Below are 20742 nucleotides of genomic sequence, written 5' to 3'. Positions count from 1 at the left end.
ATTAGCTCTCCTTATTTCCAACTGTTTTGACTGTAATTCCAAAATCTGGCGTCTTGCCTGCTGCTCGCATATTGGCTTCATAGAGACCGTTAAAGTAGGTTGCCCCAAGAGCTCGGTCATACAGACCATAACCAGGTGTCTTGGTCTGGTCTCCCCAGATACGACGACCGTGGTCTGGACGCAAGGCACCAGTCCAGTCATAGTCTACCAATAATTTAACAACAGCGTTCATGTCAATATCACCAGCCTGTGACAAATGTGCAGTTTCTTGGAAGCCCCAAGCACCTGCCGTCACATTGCGCGTATGCATAAAATTGATGCGATTGCGTTTGAGAGCATATTCTGTCATGGCAAGGACATCATTTTTCGGATCAGAAGCATAGGATCCGACACACATGGTAATTCCATTGTGCTCTGAATCATAGAGATTCAAAAATCGTTCAACGGCTTCTTGACCAGTGATGATGCGCGGTAAACCAAAGATTCCGTAGGGAGGATCATCAGGATGAATGGCCATTTTGACGCCAGCCTCCTCAGCCGTTGGCATAATCGCTTTGATGAAATACTCCAAATTCGCCCATAAATCTTCTTCGGAAATATTCTGACGATAATTTTCGATAATAGCCTTCATTTCTTCCTTGGAATAGGATGAATCCCAACCCGGTAAGTTCAAATCATCCGCCACAGGATCAACCCCTGCCAAATCAGACTTGAGGAAAGCTAAAGAAGTTGAACCATCTGGAAGTGGATGGTGCAAGTCTGAACGGGTCCAGTCAAACACAGGCATGAAATTGTAGCATACAACTGGAATACCTGCAGCGCCGACATTACGGATGGACGTTTTATAGTTTTCGATTAACGCATCACGATTTGGCTTCCCTTGTTTGATGTCTTCATGGACAGGAATGGATTCAATAACAGTAATTTCAAGTCCTGCTTCTTCTACCATTTTTTTCAGCTCTAGAATGTTTTCAAGGGGCCAAGCTTGACCAACTGGCACATCATAGACAGCAGTCACAATCCCCTGCATACCAGGAATCGCCCTAATCTCTTCAAGTGTCACAGGATCCTTTTTCCCATACCATCGAAATGACATTTTCATGATTTACTCTCCTTTATTGTTCAAAAAATTCTTTGGCATTGTAATAGGATATGGCTTCTACAAACCGCCCTAAACGATTGTAATCTTCAGGCACTTCTTCATCAACAATCCATTGGCCGACATAAGTCGCTAAAATGCGTCTGAAATAATCATGCCGTTGATAAGATAAAAAGCTACGCGAATCGGTTAACATCCCAACAAAATTAGCAAGCATGCCCTGTTCTGCATAGGCATTCATCTGGTCAATCATACCCAACTTGGTGTCATTGAACCACCAACCAGCACCAAATTGTAGCTGGCTACGAAGCCCTTCCTCATTGGACTGGAAATTCGCCAAAGTATTGGCCAGAGCAATGTTGTAACTTGGATTGAGATTGTACCAAATCATTTTTGGGAGGGCATTTTCCTTGACCAAGTTATCTAACAAACGATTCAAATTCACAGTCAGACATGTCTGGTCTCCAATCGAATCCACACCTACATCTGCTCCAAGTTTTTCAAACAGTCCGGTATGGTTATTCCGTAAGGCACCAAAGTGAACTTGTGTCACAAAACCATGTTTCTTGTACAATCGGCACAATTCTCTAAAGATGGCTGTCTGCCATTTATTGATACTGGATTGGCCAGCCTCTTTACCTGCAAGTCTTGCTAGTAAAATATCATCAAGCTCTTCAAGGCTTGCTTCTTCGTATGAAATAGCCGTAAAACTGATGTCACTTGCTCGGCAACCGTGTTGAGCAAAATAGGAAACGCGCTGACCAAGTGCCTCTACAAAACTTGCAAAGTCTCTTACTGCTACCCCTGTTACTTCTTCCAAGCGTTTAATAAATGGATTGAAATTTCGATGTTCTATAAAGGCTTCATCTGGACGGAAAGTTGGTGCCACTACAGTATCTATAGTTGGGTCCTCAGCCAAGCGCTTATGCCATTCCAAGCTATCTAGTGGATGGTCAGTTGTCCCAATAAAGGTCACCCTAGCATCCGCAATTAGCTTTCGTGGACTAACTTGATGGTCTTGCAAATAGGCATTGAGCTGATGATAGAGTCGCTCTGCATTTTCTTCGGTCAACAATTCCTCAACACCGAAAACCTGTCGCAATTCCAAATGACTCCAATGATAGAGAGGATTTCCGAAAGCCCGTTCCAAGGTTCTTGCCCAAGCCTTAAACTTATCTAATTTACTTGCTGAACCTGTGATTTCTTCCTCTGAGATACCATTAGCCCGCATCAAGCGCCACTTATAATGGTCACCCCCCAGCCACAGATCAACGATATCTTCATAAACCTTATCTTCAAAAATTTCCTTAGGATCCAAGTGGCAATGGAAATCATAGATAGGAAGTTCTGCTATTTTCCCGTAAAGCTCCTTAGCAGGCTCATTTTTTAGCATAAAGTTTGTATCATTAAAACTCATTTCATCCCTCCAAAGCTGCAACAAAACTGCGAGCAATCGTCGTTACACTTTCATAGCCTTCAGCCTGCACTCGACTTGCCAGAGCCGAACCGACTCCAACAGCACAAGCACCTGCCTTTTTCCAATCTGCAACATTTTCAACCGATACGCCACCAGAAGGCATCAAATCCACTTGGGGTACAGGACCGTGAATATCCTTGATAAATCCAGGCCCCAACACGCCACCAGGGAAAAGCTTAATAATAGGACATCCCGCCTGACTAGCTGTGACAATCTCTGTTGCAGTTGCACAGCCTGGGAAGTAGAATACCTCAGCCTCTTGAGCCAAGTCTTGAATTTCTTTATCAAAATGAGGACTGACCAGGAAACTAGCCCCTGCGTCAATGGCCTCTTGTGCCAGCTTAAGATTCATTACTGTTCCCGCCCCGATGACTACGGAAGAATCATCTGAGAACTCCTCTTGTAATTCTTTGATAACTGTCGCTGCATTTGGAGTCGAAAATGTAATTTCAATATTTCGAATACCTCCCAAAATCGCATGGCGAGCGATTTCTTTCGCATCTTCTTCATCTTTTCCGCGAATCACTGCAAAAAAGTAATTTTCTTTTAATTGCTTTAACATCTTGACCTCCAATTAGAAAGCGTTGTCATTTATAGTTATAGTATACAATTCATCAGATGATTTGTCAATGAAAAAAGCAAAAAATACCCAGAAGAATTCTTCTGGGCAATTTATTTTGTATTTCTATTTATGATCATTGAGACCATGCAAGGTCATATCTTTATCGAACCATTCGCTTAAAACAACCTGTCTTACTGATATAATATGTGCTAACATGCTGTCATATGCTGCAACAGGGTGGCGTTGCTTGATAGCCATTAAGATGTTCCTGTGGGCCTGTAAACTATCCGATTTCATCTGACGATTTGAATAATTTTCATTGATCAGATGAATAGATTGATTAATGACAGGCATGAGACTTGTCATGGCCAGATTCCCACTCATCTCAGCCAGCATACAGTGGAATTTTACATCCAACTCCAGATGCTTCGTGTCTCCAGCAGCAACGGCCTCTTCAATAGCAAGGACAATTTCTTCTAGTCGAGCAATATCTTCGTCCGAGGCAAACTGAGCGACACGCTCCGCAATTCTCGGTTCAAGCAAATACCGCACTTCAAATAAATCTGTCGTCAACTTCACACGGTCTCTTACCAAAGAAAAACCTAAGGGATCCTCTGATACTCCTTTTTTAGAGCTGATATAGGTTCCCGACCCTTGGCGCACCTCCAGAATATTTCGAGTAGCTAAACTTCGAACAGCTTCACGAACAGTCGAACGTCCAACTTCTAAATCTTGGGCCAATTCATACTCATTTGGAAGCTTGTCACCAACTTCATATCCTCTTTCCAAAATCAATTCCAATAAGCGTTCCGATGCTTTTTCTACCAAGGGTTTCGCCATGTGCTTGGTCCTCCAATACAACTTTCTATTTGCTACTATTATAGCTCATTTCCTCTTATAATGGTAGTTTGGAATGGCAGTCCAACGTTTCTTTATTTCTCTAACAATTTGCTTCGGTTGACGATTCCGTGAGAATAACCCCTTATGATTTCCTTGAATCCGAATGATACCAACCGTGGTTTCAAAATCAGCAAAATTCCAGACCTGCTCACCAACTAAATTAGGAATAGAATCAAAGACTCGATGGTTCATATCATAGTAATCCACCTGAAATTCCTCTGTATAAGGAATATCCCACATCGAATGCAAACCTGGAAGAGTATCTGCACCATATTCCGTAATCAAAATCGGCTTGTCAGGATAAAGTTTTTGCCAAGTCTCCAACTCTTGACGGAGCCCTTTCTCTGCCTCTTTCAAGTCACCATGAGCAACATACCAGCCATAGTAACGATTGAGACAGACAACATCGACCAAATCCATAACCTCATCCTTATCAGGCGTTGCTGTCATAATATTGACCAAGGTCACAGGACGCCCAGAAGGATCTCTATCCCTCATGCGCTGAATCAGAGGTTCAAAGTAAGCACGCGCTCCCTTTTCATGTCCTGCCGGTTCATTGGCAACAACCCACATCACTACAGAAGGATGATTCTTATCACGCGCTATCAATTCATCAATCACCAGCTCATGAGCCTCCTTGGTTTGCATAACTTCCCAAGTATTTTTTACTTCTTCAGAATCACCTGTCAAATTCAAGGCTGCATTGAAAAGCTGGAACAAGCCAACTGCTGGCACTTCATCAAGGACAACGATTCCCAAACGATCTGCCAGCCGCATCATTTCCTCAGAATAGGGATAATGAGATGTCCTAAAAGAATTTGCTCCAATATCCTTCAGTAAATTCAAATCCATCAGATTGGCTGCTTCATTGAAACCACGACCATTAATAAAGGTATCTTCATGTTTACCAAATCCCTTGAAATAGAAAGGTTTTCCATTGATGAAAAACTGCCCATTTTCAACCGCAACACTACGAATGCCGAATTGTTCTGAGTAGGTATCTAGCAAGTTTTCTCCGTCAAATAATTCAACTTTAGCAGTATAGAGATAGGCATCTAAGACCTCCCAAAGGCGTGGATGTTCAATGACCATTTGTCCATTTTCAAGAAGACCTACTTCCTGTCCCTCTTGATCTAAAATAGACATACGGATGGAATCGTACTGCCCAATTGTCTTCACATCAACATTTACTACTGCCTGAGTCAAATCTTGATTTAGCTCCGTCCGAATAACAATATCCTCAATTCTATTTTTGGGACGTTTATAGAGATGGACTGTCCGCTGGATACCAGCATAGTTGAAAAAGTCAAAATTTTCTTTGACGGTCTTCACAATTTGACCATTCTCATCCACTTCTTCGCTATAATTCCCTACTGGAAGGGTTGTGTAATTCAACTCATTATTGGCACAGACTGTCAAACGGAATTGGTCAGCGTCGTATAAGTTTGATGGAATCAAGCATTCAAAAGGTGTGAAACCACCCTTGTGCTCCCCGATTAGCTGACCGTCTGCATATACTTTAGCCTGATGCGTCACCGAACCAAAGCGCACAACCAACTCTTCATCAGCTGATACGACAGGAAGAGCCACCGTGAGTTCATACCAATTATCTCCGACAAAACAGCGCTTTGCTTTATCGACAACAACATCATTAAAGGAACTCGGTACAACCATTACTTCATCTGTATCTAACAGAGTATGAACATCATTATTCCCTTGCTTAAATGCCCATATTCCATTTAAAGAATAAACTGAGCGTGTTTTTGTTTGTATAGGATACAACATACTTTTTCCTTCTTTCTATCGTTTTATTTCACGTGACCCTTTTTTCAATAGCAAATCAATATCTGATTGACTGATGACATTAATGTCCCCTTCAATGGTATGCTTGAATTGAAAACTAGCCATCCCCAAGTCAACTATTTCCTGTAGCGTTTTTTCCTGCAAATAGCCCAAAATAATTCCTGCTGTAAAGGCATCCCCTGTCCCAACTCGGTCCAAAACTTGAATGGATTCTTTTTCCGTTTCATAAAGAATACCATCTTGATACAAGTATGCTTTCAGCAAATATTCATTATTGTAGGTCATTTCCCTCTGGGTAAAAGCAAGACTTTGCAAAGAATAAGTCTCCGCCAGACCTTTAACCACCGCCAACAAGACTTCTTTATTTTCATAAGGGCGCTTCAACCCCAATTCATCCTTCACATCTTTTCCAAATTCATTGAAAAGTTGAATAGGCTCTAGACCAAAGCAAATATCTGCCAATTTCACAAAAGGAGATAATTTCTCCCTCGCTTCTTCAAAAGAAGACCACAAACTTTCTCGATAATTCAAGTCAAAGGAAACCTTAACACCCTGCCCCTTTGCCATTTCCATCAAACGAAAAGTCAGTCGATAAATATCTGGATTCAAAGCGACCGTTATACCACTCACATGAAACCAATCAACACCGTCAAACATGCCTTCCAAATCATAGTCTTCTCCCTTGGATAGGCTGAAAGCAGAATAATCACGGTCGTAGGTCACCTGGCTAGGTCTCAGAGAGAAACCCTTTTGATAATAATAAAGCCCCAGCCTTCCCTCTTGTCGAATCACATATTTCTGTCCAATCTGCCGTGCAAAAAGAAAGTGTTCTGCCATTTTTCCCACTTCATTCTTAGGCAGTGCCGTCACCAACTCGACTGAGTGACCAAGCTGAGCCAAGCTGGCTAAAACATTCAACTCCGAACCACCAAATTGACAATCTAAACTCGTGGCCTGTGTTAAGGTCTGATAATGAGGAGGAGATAGCCGCAACAAAACTTCTCCAAACGCTAAGATTTTTTTCATACCGCCTCCTAGATGAAAGACCCAGCTGGTATCCTCCAACTAGGTCGTTAATGTATTATTTATCGTCGTATTGATCAACCTTATATTGAGTTACATCAACATAATCCATATCAGATAATGGAACATTTTTCGCAATCGCACGCACACGTTCTTCATCTTTTGCCGCTTTCATAACATGGATTTTCTCTTGAATACGAGCCATTTCTTCACGGTCTAGTTTGTAGAATTTCATCAAGAACAAGGATACGCTCAATACTGCTGCTGGAATCACTGTCAACAGGACAATCAGTGCCATTCTCAAATCTGTTGAGAATGCTGTTTCAACAGTTGGGTACTCTTTACCAAAACCGATACCTGCTAATACAAATCCAACAACCATTGGGGCAAATGAAGAAGCAATTGAGTCTGTCAATGAGAAGATAGTCCCAATCATACCTGACAAGTAACGACCAGATACTGAAGTTTCATAGTCTGTAATATCCGCACCCATGGTCAATACCAAACCAGATGGAGCACTAGATGCGTAGCGAGCAATGATATAAACAACAAAGAAACCGATTGTGTAGAGATTCCAATTTGTCAAATCCAACATACCTGGTTTAGCTGAAAAGAGCATTGCTGCCAAGGTTACAAGACCAGCAATCCCAAGTTGAAGCGCTGTAATATAGGCAAAACGTAAACCTTTACGACGAGCCAATTGCGCAGCACCAACTGTTACAAGAATACCTGGCAAAATCAAAAGCATAGACATTTTTCCAGAAAGAGCATAGTCACCGAAGATAATACCATACAGCATAACTCCGATAACGGAATCTCCAAACAGTTGGGCAACAAATTTTACAAAGGCTGCAGAGATTGAAAGAACCTGCAAAGGTTTGTTTCCTTTGATAACTTTCCAGTAGTCTTTCAACTTAGTTTCTTGTGTCTTCTCACCAAGACCAAAGTATTTCTTATTGTCTTTCTCCCAAATACCGATAATAGCAAGAATACCCAGAACAGCTGAGATTACTACTACACCGAGGAACAATTCTTGAAAGAAACTTGGGGTGAAACCGCCATGTTTCGGAACCAATGTCCCTGACACAACAACCTGACTACCAGTCATCAACACAGTTGTGGCAATACCATCAACAATATTAAAGATTGGACGTTGCTTTGGATCATTGGTAAGCGCAACTTGTCCTGCTTTTGTAATGGTCTGTTGCAATGAATAACCAATTTTATGGATAATCAAAACAAGGATGAATAGAGGAAGACGGAGACTCTCACTAACTCCACTTAAACCTAACATCATAAAAAGAGAAGCTGCTGTAATGATATTCCCCAAAACCAAGATAGGACGATATTTACCAAACTTAGTATCCGTTTTATCAATGATAACTCCGATTGTAGGATCAATGAAACCATCAAAGATACGAATATAGCCCATGAGTTGACTAACAAACAGGGCTGCAAGACCAAGCACACCTGTCGATAAATAAGTCACAAAAGTAAAGGCAACCAAGTAAATATTCGTCGATGAATTGTTCATCGCAAATAATATGATTTGCCATAACTTGGCTTTGTTATAAGTAACGTCTTCGACACGTTGCTCAACATGTTTTTCCATTGGAAATTCCTCCTAAATGTTTTCTACGACAAAGTCGTAAGCGTTTTCTTTAACTATATTCTAATATTCATCAGATGATTTGTCAACTGTTTTTATAAATATTTTTAATTATACGCAAAAAAAGACGATTTTACGTGAAAATCGTCTGATATATTTGATTTGGCAAGAGAGAATTCGTCTGACTATTTATTGATTCACCGTAATTTCCCCACTATGATAGTTGATACTGAGACCACTCTGCACATTTGGAACGAACACATTGAACTCTAGGCTACCATCTGCTGCTTTTGCCTCTAGATGGCTTCCGACAGGAACAAGGTCTTCACTCTCAGCATACACCAAGGTCACACGATAGCGGACACGCTTATTTTTATCCAAGGCCCGCCGAATCTGACTTTCAAAATAATTCTGCCCAGTTGAAGTTTGGTCGTTAGCTTGGTTGGACCAAGCTGTTTGAACTGCAATATTCTTAGGATTGCTGGTTGAAGCATCGAAACCAGACAATCCACCAATCAAAGCATAACCTAGGAGGTGACCACGGTCCACTGCATGGTCATATTCTCCAGTTAAATCATGGACCTGGTGCCATCCCGCAGGTGTCCAAGAAGTCCGACCATTTCCTGTTTCTTCACGGTCCTTATACTGACGTGTAGATTTGGCTAAAAGCGCATTGGCTACTGTTGGAACCGTTTCTCCCTGGACTGTTTTTGTCTTATTATCACCATAAGGAACACTGGCAACCGATGCATCTAAATCCGTTTGATTCCCGTTAATAATAAATGCTCCAGCACCATTCCATTCAATCGAATTCCCCAGTTGTTTTTTTACATCTTCTGTCAATACCGAACTAGCCAGTTCCTGACTAGGTGTGCTCTCACTTGCCTTAGACTGATTGACATAATAGGAATAATCAGCAACCTTACTGCTCTTGTTATCACTTAAAAGATAGCCCCCCGCTACTACAACAATCGTAGCCAATAAGCTGAGCAGACTCATTGCTTGTTTTTTTACATTTTTCTTCGCCATTTTCTCTCCATCAAAAAAGCAGGTCCAGCCTACTTTCCTGTAAATTTACCGATTAGTTCTTGCCACTTAGCTGGTGACAACACCGCAAATACATTGTCTCCATCTCCTATGACACCGTAACCAACCATTAATCCTAAAATAAACACCAAAATAGCAATCAACAAAACAACTGCTACTAAAATTAAATTTTTACCAACATAGCTAAGATTATCCTTATCCATTTTCATCTTCTCCACTCACACGTTCAATCGTTGCACCTAAAGCAGCTAATTTCTCATGAAAACGATAGTAACCTCGGTCTAAGTGCGTTAATTTACCTACAATCGTCTCACCTTCAGCAACCAAACCAGCCAGAATCAAAGCGGCACTTGCTCGTAAATCAGTAGACATAACCTGAGCACCTTGCAGAGCTTGTCCTCCCGTGATGATAGCTGTATCTCGTAAAATTTCCGAATGCAAATCCATCCGACGCATTTCTTCCAAATGCTGGAAACGATTCTCAAATACCGTTTCAATCATGGTAGATTCACCCTTTGCAACTGCCATTAGGGCTGTAAATTGAGCCTGCATATCCGTTGGGAAGCCTGGGTGTGGCAAGGTTTTTACTGTTACAGGTTTAAGCTTATCCACTTGCGAACGAACTCGAATCCCTTCAGCTTCTTCCGTCACCTCAACTCCCATTTCCAACATCTTAGAAATGAGTGGACGGTTGTGCTCCCAGACAGCATCCTTCACCAAGACATCGCCACCAGTCATTGCCGCTGCCACCATAAAGGTACCCGCTTCGATACGATCTTGCACCACTTGGTGTTCTGCGCCAGTCAATTCTTCTACACCAGTAACCGTAATCGTCTCTGTGCCTGCCCCCTTAACTTTAGCCCCCATTTTGTTTAGGAAAATAGCCAAGTCAACAATTTCAGGTTCTCGCGCTGCATTTTCCAATACCGTTGTGCCCTGCGCCAGAGTTGCAGCCATCATCAAGTTTTGCGTTGCCCCAACACTTGGGAAATCCAGATAGATATGAGCTCCCTGCAAGTTATCTGCACTCGCTTCAATATAACCAGCTCGCTGTTTAATTTTAACCCCCATAGCTTGCAAACCTTTTAAGTGCAAATCTATTGGACGACTACCAATTGTACAACCTCCTGGCATAGAAACCTTTGCATAACCATTGCGTGCCAAAATCGGACCAAGAATAACAATAGAGGCACGCATTTGACTCACATACTTATAAGGAGTTTCGCTACCAAGTTTACCTGTTGCGTCAATATCGATAGTCTTTGTTTCCTCGTCAAATTTCACACGAACTCCCAGACCACGTACAACATTATTCATTGTATAGACATCAGACAAAATAGGAACCTGAGTCAATTTGGTTTGCCCTTGACTTGCTAGAACTGTTGCTGCCAATAAAGGCAGAACGGCATTCTTCGCCCCCTCAATCTCAACCTGTCCTTTCAAACCGTTTTTACTACCTGTAACAATAATTGTATCCATTTCTTATCCTTTTCTTACTTAAATCACATATTTGCAAAAGAGCGTCCCATCATCAACAATTCTAAAAAGAAAGTCGAGACCAAGTACCCTAGTGCTATTGCCAGAAAGAGAATCAGCAAATTGATTTTACGCTGATTGTCCCCCGTCACCTTCAACCACCGTGACCAATCAACTGTTGTAACCAAGAGATGATGAGCCAGATAGATAAACAATATATGACTAAAAAACTGTAAAATTGAAATTACCATGTTTCCATTATACCATGAAATTAAAAAATGGAACTGAACCAAGTTCAATCCCATATAGATTAATGTTTTCCAACACGAATACGATTTATCGCACGTTGGAGGGCGACTGTTGCACGCATCTCCATATCAATATTACGAGCGGTCTGTGCTTCTTCCAATTCACGTTCCGCGCGCAATTTGGCACGTTCCGCACGACTAATATCAATATCCCGTTCCCGCTCAGCGGAATCAGAAATGACCGTAATAATATCCTTGTTGACTTCAATGATTCCACCATTGACCGCAATCCAGTCTACATGGTTTTCATCATCAACACGACGCACCTTCATTTCACCGATTTCCAAAACTGCAATCAGTTCTTCATGTCCAGAATAGACACCCATCTCACCATCAACCGTTTTGACCAAAACAAATGCTGCATGATGGTCATATTTGATACCGTCTGGTGTTACGATTTGTACAGTCATTTGTCCCATAAGCCACCTCTAGAATTTCATTTTAGCAGCTTTAGCGACCACATCCTCAATTGAACCAACATTTCGGAAGGCATCTTCTGGTAGATGGTCGTGTTTGCCGTCCAAGATTTCCTTAAAGCCTTTCACCGTTTCTGCTACTGGCACATAAGAACCTGGCATACCTGTAAATTGCTCCGCAACGTTGAAGTTTTGAGAGAGGAAGAATTGGATACGACGAGCGCGACCAACCAAGGTCTTCTCTTCATCTGATAATTCATCCATACCGAGAATGGCAATAATATCTTGCAATTCTTGGTAACGTTGAAGAACACGTTTTACTTCCATAGCCACTGTATAGTGCTCTTCACCAACAATTTGTGGAGAAAGCGCACGAGATGATGACGCCAACGGATCCACCGCAGGGTAGATACCAAGCTGAGTCAACTTACGTTCCAAGTTGGTAGTCGAGTCCAAGTGAGCGAAAGCTGTCGCTGGAGCTGGGTCTGTATAGTCATCTGCAGGTACGTAAATAGCCTGAATAGATGTAACAGAACCCTTCTTGGTTGAGGTAATACGCTCCTGCAATTGTCCCATCTCAGTTGCAAGTGTTGGCTGATAACCAACGGCTGATGGCATACGACCCAAGAGGGCAGACACTTCTGAACCAGCCTGAGTGAAGCGGAAGATATTATCGATGAACAGAAGAACATCCTGCCCTTCCACATCACGGAAGTATTCCGCAATGGTCAAACCAGTAAGAGCAACACGCATACGGGCTCCTGGTGGCTCATTCATCTGACCAAATACCATGGCCGTTTTTTCAATAACACCTGATTCTTTCATTTCCCAGTAAAGATCGTTCCCTTCACGGGTACGCTCGCCAACTCCGGTAAACACAGAGATACCACCGTGTTCTTGGGCAATATTGTGAATCAATTCTTGGATAAGAACGGTTTTACCAACACCGGCACCACCGAAGAGACCAACCTTACCACCTTTGAGATAAGGTGCTAGGAGGTCGATAACCTTAATCCCTGTTTCCAAAATTTCGCTTGAAGTAGATAATTCGTCAAAAGCTGGCGCTTTCTTATGGATAGGCTCACGTTCAAAATCTGCCGGAAAAGACTCTTCAAGGTCAATGGTATCTCCCAACACATTGAAGACACGACCCAGCGTTTCTTTACCGACTGGAACTGAGATAGGACGACCTGTATCGAGAACTTCCATCCCACGTGTCAATCCATCCGTTGATTCCATGGCAATGGTCCGTACAACGCCATCACCAAGTTCCAAAGCCACTTCAAGCACGACTTTTTGTTTGGAATCATCATTTTTATATACAACGAGTGCGTTGTTAATCTCAGGAAGTTTATCTTCTGCTGCAAACGCAACGTCTACAACTGGTCCGACAACCTGAGTAATTTTGCCTGAACTCATTCTATTTCCTCTATTTCTATTACTCAAGGGCTGAGGCACCAGCTACAATCTCAGTAATTTCCTGAGTAATCGCTGCCTGACGAGCCCTATTGTATTGGATTGTCAAATCGTTAATGACATTCTTAGCATTATCCGTCGCTGTCTGCATGGCTGTCATACCTGCTGCATTTTCAGCAGTTTTAGCATCCAAAATCGCTCCATAAATAGTTGATTCTGCATATTGAGTCAAGAGTTGTTCCAAAATAACCTCACGGTTTGGTTCCAACTCAAAGGTAGCTGTATAACCATCTGCTTCATTGTGGTCCAAATCTTCTACAGGAAGCATCTGTTGTACACGCACCTGACTGGTCAAACTATTGACATGGTGGTTATAACAAACATACAACTCATCAAAGAGTTCATTCTTGTACATCTCAACAGACTTAGAAATGATTTTTTGAACCTCTTCAAAACTTGGGTTGTCTGCTAAACCGCGCAATTCAAAGACAGGATTGATACCACGAGCACGGAAAAAATCTGCTCCCATACTACCAATAGCAATAATCTCATACTCATCTTTCGAGTCATGATCCTGTTCAATCATCCCCATCACAGCCTTCAAGATACTAGAATTATAAGAACCTTTTAGTCCACTGTCAGAGGTAATGACAATATAACCCGATTTTTGAACTGGACGGCGAATCAGCATTGGATTGCTTGTATCTGAAGCCATCAATTCTCCACGCAAGAGATCCGTTGTAATCTGACGAACCTTACTAGCGTAGATCTGAAAGGATTGCGCTAATTGCTCTGATTTGGCTAATTTAGAAGCCGAAACCATCTGCATGGCACCGGTGATTTGACTGGTTTTCTTAGTTGATGCAATTTTTGACTTGATTTCATTGAGAGAACCTGCCATTATTCACTCCTTTACTTAAAGACAGACTGGTCTTTGAAAGCTTGAATTGCAGCGTTCAACTCATCTGTATCAGGTAGATCTTTGGTTGTACGAATGACATCCAAAAGATTATCATAATGCAAATCAAAATAAGCATACAACTCTTCTTCAAATGCCAAGATATCATCAATCGGCACTGAGTCAAGATAGCCATTTGTCAAAGCATACAAAATCAAAACTTGTTTTTCAACTGGGAGTGGCTTATGCAATGGCTGCTTCAAGACTTCCACAGTTCGACGACCGCGGTTGAGTTTTGCCTGAGTTGCCGCATCCAAATCTGAACCGAACTGCGTAAAGGCCTCTAATTCACGATAAGAAGCTAAGTCGATACGAAGGGTACCTGCAACCTTTTTCATGGCCTTAATCTGTGCAGAACCACCTACACGTGATACAGAAGAACCCGCATCAATGGCTGGACGGATACCAGAGTTGAATAAATCGTCCTTCAAGAAGATTTGTCCATCCGTGATAGAAATCACGTTGGTAGCGATGTAAGCTGAAATATCTCCCGCTTGTGTTTCGATAAATGGTAGAGCTGTAATGGAGCCACCGCCCAATTCATCTGAAACCTTGGCTGAACGCTCTAGCAAACGACTGTGCAAGTAGAATACATCCCCTGGATAGGCTTCACGACCCGGAGGACGACGAAGCAAGAGAGATAATTCACGGTAAGCTACCGCTTGTTTTGACAAATCATCGTAAACAATCAAGACGTGTTTGCCTTCGTACATGAACTCTTCTGCCATTGCAACACCAGCATAAGGAGCCAAGAAAAGCAATGGAGACGGTTGTGAAGCAGATGCAGTTACTACGATTGTGTAATCCAAAGCACCATATTGACGAAGCGTTTCAACCTGAGTACGAACAGTTGACTCTTTCTGACCGATAGCCACATAGATACAAATCATGTCTTGGCCTTTTTGGTTGAGAATAGCATCAATAGCTACAGATGTCTTCCCTGTCTGACGGTCACCGATAATCAATTCACGCTGACCACGACCAATCGGAACCAAAGCGTCAATCGCCTTAAGACCAGTTTGAAGCGGTTCATTAACCGACTTACGTTGCATAACACCTGGTGCTGGATATTCAATCGGACGAGTCTTACTAGTACGAATTTCACCAAGACCATCCACAGGTTGACCTAGTGGGTTGATGACACGACCAATCAAAGCCGAACCAACTGGTACTTCCATAATTTTACCAGTACGACGAACAACTGACCCTTCACGAATATCGGTAAATTGTCCGAGAATAATGATACCAACATCGTTGGTTTCTAAGTTTTGTGCCATACCAATGGTGCCATTTTCAAATACCAAAAGCTCTCCACTCATGGCATTGTCAAGACCTTGCGCACGGGCGATACCGTCACCGATATAGGTTACGACACCAGTCTCTGTGTAGTCAAAGTCAGGCTGAAAGCCTTCAATTTGTTGTTTTAGTAAAGCGCTAATTTCTTGTGCATTAATCAAAAGAACACCACTTTCTATTTCTTAAAGTTTTTTTCTAACGTCCTTCAACTGAGTTCGAACGCTTGCATCGATTACCTTGTGGTTGACAGTAACGATAAATCCGCCAAGTAAACTTGGGTCCAATTCTTCAGAGATGTTATGAACACGTAGGGCAAATCGTTCTTCAACCACTTGACGAAGACGCTCTTTTTGTCCTTCAGTCAAAGGGTAAACAGAAACCACATGGGCTTCAAATTCATTTTTAAATTTACTGATTTGTAATTGGACACGCTCAAGGGTTTCAAGAAGCAAGTCTGCATGACCATCACGAATAACATCTTCAATCAAGTCATTGATTTGCCAGAAACTAGATTGACGTACCGTCCTTACAAAGTCAGCCTTTTCTTCTCTCGATACTGTCGCTGACAGCAAGATTCGATTCAGCTTACTATCATGAATGATGGAAATCAAGTCAGAAATCTGGTCATACATATCCCAAATATCTGCATGATCACTGACTTTTTCAACAAATGATAGAGCATATTTTTGCACGATGGCATTTTCTCTAGCGTTCATCTACTTGTCTCCTAGTTTGTCCAAATAACGGTCAATCAAGTTACTATGAGCTTGTTGGTCCAAATCTTCCAAAATAATTTTGCTTGCAAGATCAACTGCCAATTCAGCAACTTGAACACGCAAGTTTTCTTGTGCTTCACGTTTTTCAGCTTCAATTTCCAACTGAGCTTTTTGCTTCAATCCTTGAATTTCAACATCTGCTTGCTCAAGAATACGTTTTTTCTCTAGTTTTGCGCGTTCAACCGCGTCTTGAATAATCTTTTGACTTTCAATACGTCCCTGTACCAACTCATCTTCACGTTGTTGAACAAGGTTCGCTGCTGCTGTTAGTTTTTCTTCTGCAGCATCAATATCATTTGCAATCTTATTGGCACGTTCTTCAAAAATACCTGTAATTTTATCCCATGCAAAAACACGAATAAGAATAATAAGTATTGCAAATGAGGCTGTTACCAAGATAAAGTTTCCAAGAATGGTACTAGATTGCATTGTAATAGTTGTTGCCATAGTTGTCTTTCCCTTTCCTATTCACTCTCACCACTAATTTTTTTATTTAAGTACATAGATACCAACATGATAAATACATATCCCTGCAAGCATGAAATGAATACAGAAAATGCTGTCCAAACAACGTTTAGAGCAAAGGCAATTGGATATGCAAGTGCACTTTGTTGAGATAATTGTAGAAGAAGAGAGACAAGCACTTCACCAGCATAAATATTACCGTACAGACGAAGAGCAAGCGACACAAGGTTGGTCACTTCTTCCAAAATGTTCATTGGAGCCATAGCCCAGGGTGTCACAAAAGATTTGAGGTACGCCTTGAAACCGCGACGACGAATACCTTCAACATGACAAAATACTGTTGCAATTGTTGCCAAACCGAAATCGTAAGCCATATTGGCCGTTGGAGAAGTCCACAAATTATGTCCTTCTGCTGTTTCCAATTTGGTCATCAAACCTAGATTATTGGCAACCAAAAGAAAAGTAAAGACTGTAAAGAAGAACAAGGAATACCGCTTTGCTTCCGCATCGCCAAGATTCCCTTTTGTAAAATTGATGGTCAATTCGTAAACGTACTCCAAAACATTCTGTTTTCCTTTTGGCTTGAGCTCCATCCGACGACTAGCCCAAAAAACAAGTAAGAAAATAATGGAAATGGTAATGACAGAAACCAATACCATGGTCAGGTCAAAGGTTACGGGACCAAGGGTAAGGGTTGGACTTAAATGTTCTTCCAATGGAGGTTCCCCCCTTTTCTATTTCTCTATTTTCTACTATTTCAAGACAAATGTCATAGCCAAAGTTACGAAGAAAGTTCCCTCGATAAAGGCAACACCCAAAAATACACCAGCCATCAATTTACTTTGCATTTCTGGTTGACGTGCAGTCGAACTAAGGTATGAAGCCACCAACAGTCCCTCACCGATACTTACACCAAGACAGGCCAATCCAAGGGCCAATGCGCCTAAACTCATAACGAATTCTCCTTTTAAAATTTAATACCATGTAAGGATACTCCTAAAACATCTATTTGTCAAGAAAATACCGCCATTGTAAGCGTTTAATTCGTTTTTACAAAATAAAAAGAAAAGACGGTTTCATCTTTTCTTCCTATTTAATAGTTTCATTAATATGGTCTGTTTCTTCAATGAAGCGTTTGGCCATATCTTCTCGATTCATCTGATCAGTATCAAGAGTGATTGCATGGTCAGAAACCAGATCTGTATCTGCGAAAAACTCTATATGGTTTGATAGGTTGTACAGACGTACAGGGGCTTCCCCACCAAACTCTCCATCTAGATTGAGCAGTAGACGGTTATCTGGGTTCAGATTTTCGATGGATAGGCTCTTGGTTTTTATGTATTCAACTAAATCACTATCAATGTGTTTGCCACCGTCTAAGACTTGACGAATCAGATGCAGAATTTCAAATAAATTCCCTGTTTTAACCATCAATAAGGTAAAATTACCATCATCTAACTTAGCATCTGGAACGATCTGTTCAAACCCTCCAATTGAATTAGTTAAGGCAACAAAAATCATTGAAACCGAGCCTTCAAACACGCCCTCGTCATGCTCTACACGAACAGGTGTAAATTGTACTTGTGGCAGGAGTTCTGCTCCTTTTACCACATAGGCCAAATAGCCAAACATGGTCTTAAGTTGACTTGGAACACTGTAGGTCAATTCCGTAAGTGTACCTGCCGCAGCAATGTTGATAAAATAATGTTCTTGATAAAAACCATTTTTTTGATTTTTGGCTAAACCAATATCCATTAAAATGGTCTGCTGCTTACCAATAACCTTAGCTGCTTCTACAGGATTTCCCCTGGGCACTTTTAATGCACGCGCATAGTCATTGGTGGTGCCAGTCGGTATGATGGCCATCTGCGGACGTTTTTCAAGCGGAGCAATTCCATTGACGACTTCATTGATCGTTCCATCTCCACCAGCCGCAATAATCAAGTCAAAGCCCGCAAGTGCCGCACGTGTAGCCTCATTTTTTGCAGAGTCTTTCTCAGCAGTTGTTTGGAAAGCTGAAGTTTCATAACCGTAACCTTCCAAAATGTCCAATACTTCGGCCACATTTTTCTTCATGATTTCTTGACCTGAGGTCGGATTATATATTAGTCTAGCACGTTTTCTTTCTTCCATCGTTTTACCTTTACAAGCTCTCCAACCAAGCCTCATCTTTTATTTCGATACCTAGTTCCTGTGCTTTGGTCAATTTACTACCAGCATCTGTTCCAGCAACCACAAGATTAGTTTTTTTAGAAACTGATCCTGCTACATTTGCCCCTAAAGCTTCTAATTTGGCCTTGGCTTCGTTTCGTTTCATTCGCTCCAATTTACCAGTCAGTACAACTGTCATACCCGATAGCGCAGCATTTTCATCTACTACTTGTCCGAGATAGGTCAAGTTTACCTTAGCTTCCTTAAGTTCAGCTAAAAGTTGCTGCGCACCCTCACTAGCAAAAAAAGTTGTCAAGGACTTAGCAATAACCTGACCAAGGCCTTCTAGCGAAGCAATTGCTTCTTGATCAGCAAATGCTAAGGTTTCTAAATCGCCAAATTTTTCTACTAAAATCTTACTTGCCTTACTGCCGACATGGCGAATACCTAGACCAAACAGGAGGCGTTCTGCTGAGTTGCTCTTAGAAGTTTGAATGGCTTGATAGAGCTTGTCAGCTGATTTTTCTTTGAAACCTTCCAAAGTCAATAGGTCATCAACAGTTAATTTATAAATATCAGCAACATCGTGTACCAAGCCTGCTCCAAAGAGTTTTTCAACGATTGAACTACCCAGTCCCGCGATGTTCATGGCATCCCGACTTGCAAAATGTTCCAACTTACTCATCAGCTGGCTAGGACAAATAGGGTTGATACAGCGGAGGGCAACTTCGTCCTCATAGTGTTGTAGGTCGCTCTGACAAGACGGACAATGACTAGGAATGGGCATGATTTCTTGCTCTTTTCGATATTTATCCACCACTTTCAGAACTGCTGGAATAATATCTCCCGCCTTATAAACAATGACCGTATCGCCAATACGAATATCTTTTTCGGCGATATAGTCTACGTTGTGCAAGGTCGCTCGACTGACAGTCGTTCCTGCCAGTTGAACAGGACTAAGGTTGGCAGTTGGTGTCACAACACCTGTCCGGCCAACAGTCCAATCAACCGATAAGATTTCTGCTTCTTTTTCCTCAGCTGGAAACTTGTAAGCTACTGCCCATCGTGGCGCTTTTACTGTAAATCCTAGTTCTTCTTGTATAGCTAAATCATTTACCTTGATGACAACACCATCTATCTCATAGGGTAAATCATCTCTACGCTCTGCTATTTTTTCAATAAAATCCCACGTGTCATCAATCGACTCCGCCAAGCAATATTCGTGGTTGGTCACAAATCCCAGAGCATCTAACTTGCGAAGCACATCGGACTGACTAGTCGCTTCAGATGGACTAGCCTCTTGGTAAAGGAATGTTGCAAGTCCACGCTGGGCCACGACACCTGTGTCTAATTGGCGAAGAGTTCCTGCCGCTGCGTTACGCGGATTAGCAAATTCAGCTTCACCAGCCTCCTGACGCTGTTTGTTAACACGGTCAAAGGAAGCCTTTGGCATATAACACTCACCTCGGACAGTGATGTCCACAGCTTCGGGTAGGGTCAAAGGAATATCAGCCACTCGTTTGAGATTTTCTGTGATATTTTCACCGACACTACCGTCACCACGTGTAGCACCCACGACTAAATTACCCGCTTCATAGGTCAGGGAAATAGATAGACCGTCAATCTTCAATTCACAGATATAAGTTGCTTGAGGAAATTCCTTGCGAACTCGCTGGTCAAAAGCTTCTAATTCTTCACGAGAAAAGGCATCCTGCAAACTAAAAAGAGGATAAACATGACTATATTTTTCAAATCCGTCTAGCACCTTTCCCCCGACCCGATGGGTAGGACTGTCTGGTAAAATCAGTTCTGGATGAGCTGTTTCCAGTTCTACTAATTCACGATAAAGCGTATCATATTCTGCATCTGATACGCTAGGTTTGTCCAATTGATAATACTCTTTAGCGTATTGATTGAGCACGCTAACTAATTCTGATATTCTTGTTTTCATAAGAATATT

General features: G+C 41.8%; 21 protein-coding genes. All 21 read right to left on the bottom strand.

Annotated elements, in window-relative coordinates; all coding sequences use genetic code 11:
• Position 1 precedes the first annotated feature (1 nt).
• The 21 genes from K5Q22_RS03205 to ligA all read right to left on the bottom strand — a co-directional run bounded on the left by K5Q22_RS03205 (position 2) and on the right by ligA (position 20733).
• Entirely contained in the window at positions 2–1102 is a 1101-nt protein-coding gene (locus tag K5Q22_RS03205; protein ID WP_105134229.1) for a mannonate dehydratase, read from the bottom strand.
• A gap of 13 nt (positions 1103–1115) precedes the next feature.
• The gene (gene uxaC, locus K5Q22_RS03200; RefSeq protein WP_205013530.1) at positions 1116–2516 is read right to left on the bottom strand and encodes a glucuronate isomerase; all 1401 of its coding nucleotides are present in this window, start codon (positions 2514–2516) and stop codon (positions 1116–1118) included.
• A 1-nt stretch (position 2517) separates the two neighbouring features.
• Positions 2518–3138: a bifunctional 4-hydroxy-2-oxoglutarate aldolase/2-dehydro-3-deoxy-phosphogluconate aldolase gene (locus K5Q22_RS03195; protein ID WP_105179492.1), complete on the bottom strand. Its 621-nt coding sequence runs from the start codon at positions 3136–3138 to the stop codon at positions 2518–2520.
• 123 nt (positions 3139–3261) lie between these two features.
• Entirely contained in the window at positions 3262–3978 is a 717-nt protein-coding gene (locus K5Q22_RS03190; RefSeq protein WP_002938037.1) for a FadR/GntR family transcriptional regulator, read from the bottom strand.
• Positions 3979–4023: 45 nt separating this feature from the next.
• Positions 4024–5823, bottom strand: coding sequence for a beta-glucuronidase (gene uidA / locus K5Q22_RS03185; protein ID WP_172114608.1), 1800 nt, complete (start codon positions 5821–5823; stop codon positions 4024–4026).
• A gap of 15 nt (positions 5824–5838) precedes the next feature.
• Complete coding sequence (locus tag K5Q22_RS03180; protein WP_172114606.1) at positions 5839–6867, bottom strand: sugar kinase; 1029 nt, start codon at positions 6865–6867, stop codon at positions 5839–5841.
• A 55-nt stretch (positions 6868–6922) separates the two neighbouring features.
• A complete protein-coding gene (locus K5Q22_RS03175; protein WP_024394643.1) occupies positions 6923–8476 on the bottom strand; it encodes an MFS transporter in 1554 nt (517 codons plus the stop codon).
• A 186-nt stretch (positions 8477–8662) separates the two neighbouring features.
• Positions 8663–9502, bottom strand: coding sequence for a DNA/RNA non-specific endonuclease (locus tag K5Q22_RS03170; RefSeq protein WP_136670375.1), 840 nt, complete (start codon positions 9500–9502; stop codon positions 8663–8665).
• 29 nt (positions 9503–9531) lie between these two features.
• A complete protein-coding gene (locus tag K5Q22_RS03165) occupies positions 9532–9723 on the bottom strand; it encodes a DNA-directed RNA polymerase subunit beta (protein WP_012775177.1) in 192 nt (63 codons plus the stop codon).
• Positions 9716–10999: a UDP-N-acetylglucosamine 1-carboxyvinyltransferase gene (gene murA, locus K5Q22_RS03160; protein ID WP_105212401.1), complete on the bottom strand. Its 1284-nt coding sequence runs from the start codon at positions 10997–10999 to the stop codon at positions 9716–9718. The genes K5Q22_RS03165 and murA overlap by 8 nt, the downstream gene beginning before the upstream one ends.
• A 23-nt stretch (positions 11000–11022) precedes the next feature.
• Complete coding sequence (locus K5Q22_RS03155) at positions 11023–11247, bottom strand: DUF1146 family protein (RefSeq protein WP_012775178.1); 225 nt, start codon at positions 11245–11247, stop codon at positions 11023–11025.
• A gap of 59 nt (positions 11248–11306) precedes the next feature.
• A complete protein-coding gene (locus K5Q22_RS03150) occupies positions 11307–11723 on the bottom strand; it encodes a F0F1 ATP synthase subunit epsilon (protein ID WP_002936007.1) in 417 nt (138 codons plus the stop codon).
• A gap of 9 nt (positions 11724–11732) precedes the next feature.
• Positions 11733–13139: a F0F1 ATP synthase subunit beta gene (gene atpD, locus K5Q22_RS03145; protein WP_024384813.1), complete on the bottom strand. Its 1407-nt coding sequence runs from the start codon at positions 13137–13139 to the stop codon at positions 11733–11735.
• A 19-nt stretch (positions 13140–13158) separates the two neighbouring features.
• A complete protein-coding gene (locus K5Q22_RS03140) occupies positions 13159–14037 on the bottom strand; it encodes a F0F1 ATP synthase subunit gamma (RefSeq protein WP_002936012.1) in 879 nt (292 codons plus the stop codon).
• An 11-nt stretch (positions 14038–14048) separates the two neighbouring features.
• Entirely contained in the window at positions 14049–15569 is a 1521-nt protein-coding gene (gene atpA / locus K5Q22_RS03135) for a F0F1 ATP synthase subunit alpha (RefSeq protein WP_044761584.1), read from the bottom strand.
• Positions 15570–15572: 3 nt separating this feature from the next.
• Entirely contained in the window at positions 15573–16106 is a 534-nt protein-coding gene (locus tag K5Q22_RS03130) for a F0F1 ATP synthase subunit delta (protein WP_105134224.1), read from the bottom strand.
• Complete coding sequence (atpF, locus tag K5Q22_RS03125; protein WP_024407434.1) at positions 16107–16613, bottom strand: F0F1 ATP synthase subunit B; 507 nt, start codon at positions 16611–16613, stop codon at positions 16107–16109.
• A 17-nt stretch (positions 16614–16630) separates the two neighbouring features.
• A complete protein-coding gene (gene atpB / locus K5Q22_RS03120) occupies positions 16631–17347 on the bottom strand; it encodes a F0F1 ATP synthase subunit A (protein ID WP_024407435.1) in 717 nt (238 codons plus the stop codon).
• A gap of 36 nt (positions 17348–17383) precedes the next feature.
• Entirely contained in the window at positions 17384–17584 is a 201-nt protein-coding gene (locus K5Q22_RS03115; RefSeq protein ID WP_002936021.1) for a F0F1 ATP synthase subunit C, read from the bottom strand.
• Positions 17585–17720: 136 nt separating this feature from the next.
• Entirely contained in the window at positions 17721–18764 is a 1044-nt protein-coding gene (locus K5Q22_RS03110; RefSeq protein ID WP_024407436.1) for a diacylglycerol kinase family lipid kinase, read from the bottom strand.
• A 10-nt stretch (positions 18765–18774) separates the two neighbouring features.
• A complete protein-coding gene (gene ligA, locus K5Q22_RS03105) occupies positions 18775–20733 on the bottom strand; it encodes an NAD-dependent DNA ligase LigA (RefSeq protein WP_105151818.1) in 1959 nt (652 codons plus the stop codon).
• Positions 20734–20742: the final 9 nt, after the last annotated feature.

The sequence above is a fragment of the Streptococcus sp. 2018162 genome (assembly GCF_019754175.1).
In the GTDB taxonomy this organism is placed as follows: Bacteria; Bacillota; Bacilli; order Lactobacillales; family Streptococcaceae; genus Streptococcus; species Streptococcus hashimotonensis.
Note: the sequence above shows the minus strand (reverse complement) of the source record. Positions and strands in the feature narration are given on the sequence as shown.

Coding starts and splice junctions, on each gene's coding strand:
- K5Q22_RS03155 (WP_012775178.1), bottom strand. CDS start 11,247: ATGGTAATTTCAATTTTACAGTTTTTTAGTCATATATTGTTTATCTAT.
- uidA (WP_172114608.1), bottom strand. CDS start 5,823: ATGTTGTATCCTATACAAACAAAAACACGCTCAGTTTATTCTTTAAAT.
- K5Q22_RS03175 (WP_024394643.1), bottom strand. CDS start 8,476: ATGGAAAAACATGTTGAGCAACGTGTCGAAGACGTTACTTATAACAAA.
- K5Q22_RS03110 (WP_024407436.1), bottom strand. CDS start 18,764: ATGGAAGAAAGAAAACGTGCTAGACTAATATATAATCCGACCTCAGGT.
- uxaC (WP_205013530.1), bottom strand. CDS start 2,516: ATGAGTTTTAATGATACAAACTTTATGCTAAAAAATGAGCCTGCTAAG.
- K5Q22_RS03140 (WP_002936012.1), bottom strand. CDS start 14,037: ATGGCAGGTTCTCTCAATGAAATCAAGTCAAAAATTGCATCAACTAAG.
- K5Q22_RS03170 (WP_136670375.1), bottom strand. CDS start 9,502: ATGGCGAAGAAAAATGTAAAAAAACAAGCAATGAGTCTGCTCAGCTTA.
- K5Q22_RS03150 (WP_002936007.1), bottom strand. CDS start 11,723: ATGGGACAAATGACTGTACAAATCGTAACACCAGACGGTATCAAATAT.
- K5Q22_RS03130 (WP_105134224.1), bottom strand. CDS start 16,106: ATGAACGCTAGAGAAAATGCCATCGTGCAAAAATATGCTCTATCATTT.
- K5Q22_RS03190 (WP_002938037.1), bottom strand. CDS start 3,978: ATGGCGAAACCCTTGGTAGAAAAAGCATCGGAACGCTTATTGGAATTG.
- atpD (WP_024384813.1), bottom strand. CDS start 13,139: ATGAGTTCAGGCAAAATTACTCAGGTTGTCGGACCAGTTGTAGACGTT.
- K5Q22_RS03205 (WP_105134229.1), bottom strand. CDS start 1,102: ATGAAAATGTCATTTCGATGGTATGGGAAAAAGGATCCTGTGACACTT.
- K5Q22_RS03165 (WP_012775177.1), bottom strand. CDS start 9,723: ATGGATAAGGATAATCTTAGCTATGTTGGTAAAAATTTAATTTTAGTA.
- K5Q22_RS03195 (WP_105179492.1), bottom strand. CDS start 3,138: ATGTTAAAGCAATTAAAAGAAAATTACTTTTTTGCAGTGATTCGCGGA.
- ligA (WP_105151818.1), bottom strand. CDS start 20,733: ATGAAAACAAGAATATCAGAATTAGTTAGCGTGCTCAATCAATACGCT.
- K5Q22_RS03180 (WP_172114606.1), bottom strand. CDS start 6,867: ATGAAAAAAATCTTAGCGTTTGGAGAAGTTTTGTTGCGGCTATCTCCT.
- atpF (WP_024407434.1), bottom strand. CDS start 16,613: ATGGCAACAACTATTACAATGCAATCTAGTACCATTCTTGGAAACTTT.
- murA (WP_105212401.1), bottom strand. CDS start 10,999: ATGGATACAATTATTGTTACAGGTAGTAAAAACGGTTTGAAAGGACAG.
- K5Q22_RS03115 (WP_002936021.1), bottom strand. CDS start 17,584: ATGAGTTTAGGCGCATTGGCCCTTGGATTGGCCTGTCTTGGTGTAAGT.